This window comes from Ensifer sp. GW823-FHT05D09 (assembly GCF_058795755.1).
This window is the reverse complement of record NZ_JBXAIA010000032.1, coordinates 1-1,046: the sequence shown is the minus strand read 5'-3', so window position 1 is coordinate 1,046 and position 1,046 is coordinate 1. Positions and strand designations below refer to the sequence as shown.

1 protein-coding gene and 1 pseudogene are annotated in these 1,046 nt (G+C 66.0%); both read left to right on the top strand.

The genetic code is table 11. The features are described 5' to 3' along the window. Positions 1 to 709 (top strand): M10 family metallopeptidase C-terminal domain-containing protein (locus tag AC1Q80_RS30785; RefSeq protein ID WP_492362934.1); only part of this gene is annotated, 709 nt, incomplete at its 5' end. A gap of 46 nt (positions 710 to 755) precedes the next feature. Continuing rightward, positions 756 to 1,046 (top strand): annotated as a pseudogene (locus AC1Q80_RS30780) (HlyD family type I secretion periplasmic adaptor subunit); the annotation flags it as partial.

The following is a 1,046-nucleotide window of genomic DNA, read 5'->3' as shown; positions in this document are numbered from 1 at the left end:
CGGCGACGGCAACGACATACTGCGTGGCCGCGGCGGCGACGATGTCCTCGTCGGGGGCGGCGGCAGAGACACGTTGGAGGGCAACACCGGCAACGACACGTTCCTGGTGGTGATCGCGCCGGATGCGAACGGCGACGACGGCAACGACCTGATTGACGGCAACGAGGCGATCGACACCTACGACGCTTCGGCAGCGACCCGGGCCGTCGTGATCGACCTCGACCGTGGCACGGCTGAGGGTGTGGAGATCGGCTCGGACCTTTTGACCTCGGTCGAAGGTGCTGTCGGCGGCAAGGGCGACGACGTTCTCGTTGCCGGCAATGCCGTCAACTTCCTCGCCGGTGGCGAAGGCGCCGACATCTTCGTCTTCCGCACGACCGCGGCGCTCGCCAATGACGGCAGCGGTCGCGACGAGATCCGCGACTTCCAGGTCGGCGATCGCGTCGACCTGTCGAAGATCGCCGAAGCCATCGGTGGGCTCGTCTTCGGCGGACTGCTGGAGGATGGGCAAGCACCGCCGGTGCACCAGATCACCTTCTATCACGAGGCCTTTGGCGACGGCGAGCGCACCGTCGTGCACGCCGTCGTCGACCTTGAACGCGACGAGGATCTGCAATTCCTGATCGCCGGCCGCCACGAGCTCACCGAACAGGATTTTATCCTGGCGGCAACCGAAAGCCCGGCCGACCAGCCGAGAGACACCGTCTGAACAACGATAAAACCCAGTCGTCACGCGTTATCGGGAGAAGAAGACCATGAAGACCACGCACAAGAGCACGACAGAGGCGGCCGACACGATAGCCCTGCCGGCCGAGAAGCCGCAGTTCGGCATCACCTCGCGCATCGCTGTGTCGGCGATCTTTGCCGCCACGCTGGTGTTCGGCATCGGCGGCTGGGCGGCCCAGGCGAAGCTGTCGGGCGCCGTCATCACCCAGGGCCAGGTCGCCGTTTCCCAGCAGGTCAAGCTGATCCAGCACCGCGACGGCGGCATCGTCTCGGCCATCCCCGTCAAGAACGGCACCCACGTCAGGAAGGGCGACGTGCTG